The following is a 7,010-nucleotide window of genomic DNA, read 5'->3' as shown; positions in this document are numbered from 1 at the left end:
GCCGAGGGCGCGGCCACGGCCAGCGCGGCCGCCGCGGCGCGCTTGAACACTTCTTGGACAAATCCGGCCATCACAGCGACTCCAGGAAACGGATGAGATCGGCGCGTTCTTCGGGCGTCATCGCCACCACGCGGTCACGCGCGGGCTTGGCCTCGCCGCCATGCCACAGCACGGCTTCCAGCAAGGTGCGCGCGCGCCCGTCGTGCAGCCAGGTCGCGTTCGGATTGACGGTCTTGGTCAGGCCTATGCCCCACAGCGGCGGCGTGCGCCATTCGCGGCCATTGGCTTCGCCGTCGGACACGCCGTCGGCCAGGTCCTCGCCCATGTCGTGCACCAGCATGTCGGTGTACGGCCAGATCAGCTGGAAGCGGTGTTCGGGCTGCTTGGCATTGCGGCTGGTGACGTACTTGGGCACGTGGCAGGCGACGCAATTGGCTTCGTAGAACAGCTTCTTGCCAGCCAGCACGCGCGCGTCGTCGGCATCGCGCCGCTGCGGCACGGCAAGATTGGTGGAATAGATGGTGACGAAGTCCATCAGCTTGGCCGGCACTTCTTCCGGACCAAAGCGCGGCTGCGCGCCGTGCGGCATGTCCAGGCACTGCTTCTGCGAGGGCGTGCAGTCGCCGGAATGCTTGGGGAACAAGGGCGTGGACAGCCCCATGTCGTTGGAGAAGGCGGCAGCGCTCTGCTGCTCCACCGTGGGTTGGCCGGCCTTCAGGTTGAAGCGGCCCAGCACGCGCGCGCCGGTGCGCACATCGGTGACCCAGTTGGCCTTGCCGACGATGCCATCGCGCTTGTCCGCGCCCACGTTGGCCAGGATGTCGGCCTCGTGGATGGATTCCAGCAGGCCCAGGCCGATCATGGGCGGCGCCAGGCGCGGCGAAATCTGCGTGTCCGCGCGCATCGGACCGTAACCCAGGTTCTCGATGCGGTAGGCAGGCTTCATCAGGGTGACGGTTTCGCCGCCGTTGAGCGCGACCGCGACCGGCTGGTATTCGATCTCCATGCGGCCTTCGACGGGCAGGCCCGCCACCGCGAAGTTCTGCAATTGCACGCCGTAGACGGGTTCGGGCAGGCCCGCAATCTCGCCCGGGGCCAGCTTGGGGTGGCCGCGGTCAGGGCCTTGCGGCACGGCCAGGCGCAGCAGCAGCGCCACCGCGTCGGTGCGCTCCAGAGGATCGAAACCTGGCACCGTGCCGCGTCCGTCCTTGGTATGACAGGCCTGGCAGGAACGCGCGTTGAACAGCGGTCCCAGGCCGTCCGAGGCCTGGGTGGAGGCAGGCGCCGAGACCCAGTCCTTGCGGAACAGGCCGTTGCCAACCTGGAATTCCTGGCGCCCCTCGAAGCTCATGTTGGCCGACGGCTGCGAAAAGATGTCGGCGTTGATGAGCTTGTTGGTGGTGGTGGCGCCGGCCTGCATGGTCTCGAAGGTCTCTACCTTCGAGAAGTCCTGCGTAGGCGCGGTGATGGCGGTCACGCGCTTGAGATCCTCGGGCGTGAGGTCGTCGCGCCCGCTTGGAGCGGCGGCGGCGCCGGCATGGGCCGACGCCGCCAGTACGGCGGCTAAAACGAGTTTCACTTGAATACGGCGTCAGGTTTATCCAGGCTGTCGGAACCTTCGATGGCGACCTTGCCCAGGTCCAGCAGGGCGATCACGCGCTCCAGGCTGCGAGTCTGGTCGACCAGGCGGTCGATGGCGGCCTGCACCACGGCGTTGCCTTCCTTGTTGCCGTCCGAAATCATCTGGTCGTAGGTTTCGACCGTTTCGGCGCGCGTCTTCATCGCCTGCATGGCGGCCACGGTAGCGTCCAGCTTGGCGCGCACTTCGGCATCCAGCCTGGGATCGCGCGCCTTGACCAGCTCCGACAGGCTGGCGCCCTTGACGGTCTTGCCGTCGATGCGGGTGTAAGCGCCCAGGTAGACGTTGCGGATGCCGATCTGGTCGTAGTAGTGCGAGTTGTGCGTGTTGTCCGAGAAGCAGTCGTGCTCTTCCTCGGGATCATGCAGCATCAGGCCCAGCTTCATGCGTTCGCCGGCCAGTTCGCCGTAGGACAGGCTGCCCAGCCCGGTCAGCATGGCGATCAGGCCTGCCTTCGGATCTTCCTCGACGGCCTTGCGCGCGGCGCCGTCCTTCTTCCAGTTGCCGACCATCTCTTCCAGGTCCGTCACCAGCAGGTCGGTCACGGCCTTGAGGAATTCGACGCGGCGCTCGCAGTGGCCGCCCGTGCATTGCTTGGTATCGAAGTCGGTGTGCGGGCGGTTGCCGGCATGGCGCTCCTGCGGCGTGCCCTTGCGGTCGGCCGGCGCGGGGCCGGTGCCGTTCAGGTCCTGGCCCCACAGCAGGAATTCGATGGCGTGGTAACCCGTGGCCACGTTGGCCTCGTTGCCGTCGGCCTCGTGCAGAATCTCGGACAGCAGTTTGGGGGTGATCTTGCTGACGTCGACGGTCTTGCCGCCCACCGAGATCTTGGAGTTGGCGATGACATTGACCGCGTAGTAGGCGTTCTCGTCGTTCTCGGTGCCGTAGGACGCGTCCACGTAGTCGATCAGGCCTTCGTCCAGCGGCCAGGCGTTGACGCGGCCTTCCCAGTCGTCGACGATGGGGTTGCCGAAGCGGTAGGCCTCGGTCTGCTGGTACGGCACGCGGGCCGCCAGCCAGGCTTCGCGCGCGGCCTTCAGCGTTTCGGCGCTGGGCTTGGCGATCAGGGCGTCGATGGCGGTGCGCAGGGTCTTGGCGGAGGTCAGCGAATCTTCATAGCCGGCCAGCGCCAGATCCGAATACGTGGCGACCACGGCCTTGGGTTCCACCGCGGCCTGGGCCGTCCCCCCGAACACCGCGGCGGCCAACACCGCTCCCAACAGCAACTTGCGCATCGACTTTCTCCCGTAACTCGAGCGGCAACCGCCCCCACGGCGGCCCGCTCAACCTCGAATTTTGAGGATGAGAGTGTAAACAATTTTCGTTTGGTGTTCAGAATAAAGTCAGATACCTGACATTTCTTTGAACCGGCAGACAGGTTTTCCCCGAGGCGGCAAAGCGGCGCGCGGCCATCGGCAGCGACTACTATCCTCTACTCCGCCCCCGCCTTGCGCCATGGAACTCCGCCAACTCCGCTACTTCGTCCGCGTCGCAGAACTGGGCAGCATCGGCCGCGCGGCGCGCGAGCTGGAGGTGGTCGCCTCGGCGCTCAGCCAGCAGATCAGCCGCCTGGAGAGCGAACTGGCCACGCGGCTGCTGGTGCGCACGCCCCGGGGCGTGGTGCCAACACCGGCCGGCACGGCCTTCCTGCGCCAGGCGCAACTGACGCTGCGGCATGCGGAAAACGCCGTCGCGGCAGCGCGCGAGGCGCGGCTGGCCGGCATGGTCAGCGTCGGCTTCGCGCCCACCACCGCATCGGTGCTGGCCCGGCCGTTCTACGCTGCCATGGCCGAACGCTATCCGAACGTGCGGCTGCATCTGGTCGAGGGCTTGTCGGGCAACCTGGGCGAACTGCTCACGGGGCGGCGGCTCGATCTGGCCGTGCTGTTCCAGAACGACAGCAGCCAGGGCCGCAGCGCCATCCCGGTGCTGGACGAAAGATTGTTCCTGCTGGCCCGGCGCGGCATGGTCGCGCTGCCCGACGGCGAGCCCATCACCATGGCGCTGCTGGGCAGCCTGCCGCAGGCCGTGACCAGCAAGGCCCACGGCCTGCGGGCCTGGGTTGAAGCCGCCTTCGAACGCGCCGGCGTGGAGCCCTGGATCGGCGTCGAGGTCGACGGGCTGACCACGCTGATGGATCTGGTGCAGGCCAATCCGCTGGCCACCATCCAGCCCGGCGCGGCCGTGGCCCGGGTGGAGTCCGGGCTGCTGAGCATGCATCCCATCGACGATCCCTTCCTGTTCCGCCGCAACCTGGTCTATTGCATCAACGACGAAGAACTGTCGCCGGCCGCCTTGGCCGCGCGCGTGGTGCTGCTGGACGTGATGCGCGCCCTGGTACGCAACGGCGGCTGGCCCGGCGCGACCCTTCTCGATTCGTGATGCCCCCATGCCGGGGCCATGGCTAGGCCCTGCCCAGCTGCGCAGATAAATTGCCACGCATGGATGCCGTGGCATGGTGCGGCGGCAATGGAGCTTCACGAATTCCGATGACCACTGACACCGAAGCCGGGGGACGCCTGCGCATAGCCTCGATGCGTCCGCATTGCACCGAAGCGGAATGGAAGGCCCGCGTCGACCTGGCGGCCTGCTATCGCCTGGTCGAAATCTACGGCATGGCCGACATGATGGCCAACCACATTTCGGCGCGCGTGCCGGGCGAAGACAACGCCTTCCTGATCAACCCCTACGGCATGATGTACGAGGAGATCACGGCGTCCAGCCTCATCAAGGTGGATCTGGACGGCAGCATCCTGGCGCGGCCCGATTTCGGCGAGCTGGACTACGGCATCAACAAGGCCGGCTATGTGATCCACAGCGCGGTGCATGCGCACCGCCATGAAGTGGATTGCGTGATCCATACCCATAGCTGGGCGTCGATGGCCGTGTCCTCGCTCGAATGCGGGCTGCTGCCGCTGACCCAGACCGCCATGCGCTTCCTGAAGATCGGTTACCACGACTACCAGGGCGTGGTGCTCGGCGTCGAGGAACAAGCCTCGCTGCTGGCAGACCTGGGTCAGGGCGAAGCGCTGATCCTGCGCAACCACGGCGCCCTCACCGTGGGCCGCAGCGTGGGCGAAGCCTTCAACTGGATGCACCGCCTGGAGCTGGCCTGCCGCTCCCAGTTGGCGGCCATGGCGACGGGCGCGCGGCTGCAACCCGTGGCCGCGTCGGTGCTGCAGGAAACCTGGAACAACTATCAGCCCGGCACGCGCCGGCCCTATGGCGTGATGGAGTGGCCCGCCCTGCTGCGCAAGCTGGACCGGCTGGACCCCAGCTATCGCGACTGAGTTTTTTCGATTTTGCAGGCGCCGGCCGGCGTGGCGGCACGGCGCCATCGAAAACACCACCATACCCACGCGAGGAGACATCATGAACACTGCACGAGCCCTGCTCGCTTCCGCAGCGCTGGCTGGCGTCTGTACGCTGGCGCCGGCCGCGGCCGCGGACTATCCCGACCGGCCGGTCAAGGTCATCGTGGCATTCTCGCCCGGCGGCACCACCGACACCCTCACGCGCAGCGTCACCAATACCCTGACGCAGAAGCTGGGCCAGCCCTTCGTGGTCGAGAACAAGCCGGGCGCGGGCGGCAACATCGGCACGGAGTTCGTGGTGCGCGCGCCGGCCGACGGCCACACCCTGATCGTCAATTCCGTGGGTCCCATCGCCGTCAATCCCTCGCTGAACAAGCTGCCCTACAGTCCGCTGACCGATCTGATCCCCATGGTGCAGATTGCCACCGTGCCCAATGTGCTGGTGGTGCCGCCCTCCTCCCCCGCCAAGGACATCCAGGGCTTCCTGAAGTACGTCAAGAGCGCGCGCCAGCTCAACTACAGCTCCACCGGCGTGGGCACGTCCTCGCATCTGTCGAGCTACATGCTGATGGACGAGCTGGGCGTCAACGCCACGCACGTGCCCTACAAGGGCGCGGACGCGGTCAACGACCTGCTGGCCGGGCGCATCGACTTCATGTTCGCCACCATTCCGTCGGTGATAGGACATATCCGTTCCGGCAAGCTGCGCGCGTTGGCGGTCAGCACCGCACAGCGCTCCGCTACCCTGCCGGAACTGCCCACCATCGCGGAATCAGGCTACCCGGGCTTTGACGCCGGTTCCTGGTTCGGCTTCTTCGCGCCCAAGGGTACGCCGCAGCAGGTGGTGGAGGTCGTCAACCGCGAGGTCAATGCGGCATTGCCGGCGCTCAACGAACAGATGCTGCGCGAAGGCGCCGAGCCGGTTGGCGGCACGCCCGCGCAATTCGGCGCCTTCATCAAGCGCGAACACGACAAGTGGGCGGTGCTGGTGCGCAAGTTCGCCCCCGAAGCGCATTGAAGCCGGTGCCATGACGCAAGGTTCCGACATCCGCATCCTGTGCTCGCCGGCCGAAGCCCCGCCATTGCGCCTGGCGCTGGACCGTACGCCGGCCGCCGGCCGCTATGGGCTGGTCCACCCGGTGGCGGGCCAGCCCATGACTGCCGAGGCCGCCTTCGTCTCGCGCGACATCACGGGCCATTCGACCAAGTTCGAGATCCAGCCATCCACGGCGCTGTATTACGAGGCGATGCGGCACGCGCCGGCGCTGCGCTGGGTGCATGTGCACTCGGCCGGCGCCGACCGCGAGATCTACCTGAGCCTGCACGCGCGCGGCGTGGCGGTCACCACCTCGCAAGGCGCCAGCGATCCGGTGGTTGCCCAGAGCGCCATCGCGGGCGTGCTGGCGCTGGCGCGCCGCCTGCCACTACTGGCCTCCGACCAGCGCGACCGCGCCTGGCGTCCGCTGCTGGATGCGCGCACGCCCCGGGATTTGGCCGGCCAGCATGCCGTGGTGGTGGGCTGGGGCGGCATAGGCCAGCGCATCGGCGCGCTGCTGGGCGCGCTCGGGCTGGAAATATCGGTCGCGCGCCATAGCGGCGCGTCCGTGCCGCAGGCCCGCCATACCGTGAGCTACAGCGACCTGCCGTCCCTGCTGCCCGCTGCCGACTGGCTGGTGCTGGCCTGCCCGCTCACGCCCGTCACGCGCAACCTGGTCGGCCGCGACGCGCTCGCCGCGCTGCCCGCCCACGCCATGGTGGTCAACGTGGCCCGCGGCCACGTGATCGACGAACCTGAACTGATCGCGGCGCTGAGCGCCCGGCGCCTGGGCGGCGCCTTCCTGGATGTGTTCCAGCATGAACCGCTGCCGCCGGATTCGGCGCTGTGGGGACTGCCCAACGTCATCGTCACGCCGCACAGCGCCGGGTTCTCGGACGGCAATGCCGCGCGCGTGCGCGCCCTGTTCGTCGACAACTTCAATCGCTGGCTCGCAGGCGAGCCGCTGGCCCATCGCAGCATTGCCTGAATGGCCTGTCGCCGCCCGGACGCAAGTCCGGAC

Annotated in this window: 6 protein-coding genes; 4 read left to right on the top strand and 2 right to left on the bottom strand. The window is 67.6% G+C overall.

Annotation, left to right across the window (positions count from 1 at the left end; genetic code table 11):
* Positions 1-70: 70 nt before the first annotated feature.
* Entirely contained in the window at positions 71-1,579 is a 1,509-nt protein-coding gene (locus AC6LKD_RS32275; protein WP_498118518.1) for a di-heme oxidoreductase family protein, read from the bottom strand.
* Positions 1,576-2,874, bottom strand: a complete 1,299-nt coding sequence (locus AC6LKD_RS32270; RefSeq protein WP_498118517.1) for an imelysin family protein — start codon at positions 2,872-2,874, stop codon at positions 1,576-1,578. Before AC6LKD_RS32270 ends, AC6LKD_RS32275 begins: the two co-directional genes overlap by 4 nt.
* A gap of 220 nt (positions 2,875-3,094) precedes the next feature.
* Here AC6LKD_RS32270 and AC6LKD_RS32265 point away from each other — a divergent pair, with 220 nt between their 5' ends.
* The 4 genes from AC6LKD_RS32265 to AC6LKD_RS32250 all read left to right on the top strand — a co-directional run bounded on the left by AC6LKD_RS32265 (position 3,095) and on the right by AC6LKD_RS32250 (position 6,977).
* The gene (locus tag AC6LKD_RS32265; protein ID WP_013395186.1) at positions 3,095-4,021 is read left to right on the top strand and encodes a LysR family transcriptional regulator; all 927 of its coding nucleotides are present in this window, start codon (positions 3,095-3,097) and stop codon (positions 4,019-4,021) included.
* Positions 4,022-4,128: 107 nt separating this feature from the next.
* The gene (locus AC6LKD_RS32260; protein WP_498118516.1) at positions 4,129-4,929 is read left to right on the top strand and encodes a class II aldolase/adducin family protein; all 801 of its coding nucleotides are present in this window, start codon (positions 4,129-4,131) and stop codon (positions 4,927-4,929) included.
* An 82-nt stretch (positions 4,930-5,011) separates the two neighbouring features.
* Positions 5,012-5,971, top strand: a complete 960-nt coding sequence (locus tag AC6LKD_RS32255; RefSeq protein WP_207468347.1) for a Bug family tripartite tricarboxylate transporter substrate binding protein — start codon at positions 5,012-5,014, stop codon at positions 5,969-5,971.
* 10 nt (positions 5,972-5,981) lie between these two features.
* Positions 5,982-6,977 carry a D-2-hydroxyacid dehydrogenase gene (locus AC6LKD_RS32250; RefSeq protein ID WP_498118515.1) on the top strand — a complete coding sequence of 332 codons (996 nt, stop codon included), beginning with the start codon at positions 5,982-5,984 and terminating at the stop codon, positions 6,975-6,977.
* Positions 6,978-7,010: the final 33 nt, after the last annotated feature.

The sequence above is a fragment of the Achromobacter sp. D7-1 genome, from assembly GCF_059760445.1.
The sequence above is the reverse complement of the archived record's forward strand: the minus strand, read 5'-3'. Positions and strand labels throughout refer to the sequence as shown.

Excerpts from the sequence above, each read along its gene's own strand:
- AC6LKD_RS32270 (WP_498118517.1), bottom strand. The coding sequence starts at position 2,874 with ATGCGCAAGTTGCTGTTGGGAGCGGTGTTGGCCGCCGCGGTGTTCGGG.
- AC6LKD_RS32265 (WP_013395186.1), top strand. The coding sequence starts at position 3,095 with ATGGAACTCCGCCAACTCCGCTACTTCGTCCGCGTCGCAGAACTGGGC.
- AC6LKD_RS32260 (WP_498118516.1), top strand. The coding sequence starts at position 4,129 with ATGACCACTGACACCGAAGCCGGGGGACGCCTGCGCATAGCCTCGATG.
- AC6LKD_RS32255 (WP_207468347.1), top strand. The coding sequence starts at position 5,012 with ATGAACACTGCACGAGCCCTGCTCGCTTCCGCAGCGCTGGCTGGCGTC.
- AC6LKD_RS32250 (WP_498118515.1), top strand. The coding sequence starts at position 5,982 with ATGACGCAAGGTTCCGACATCCGCATCCTGTGCTCGCCGGCCGAAGCC.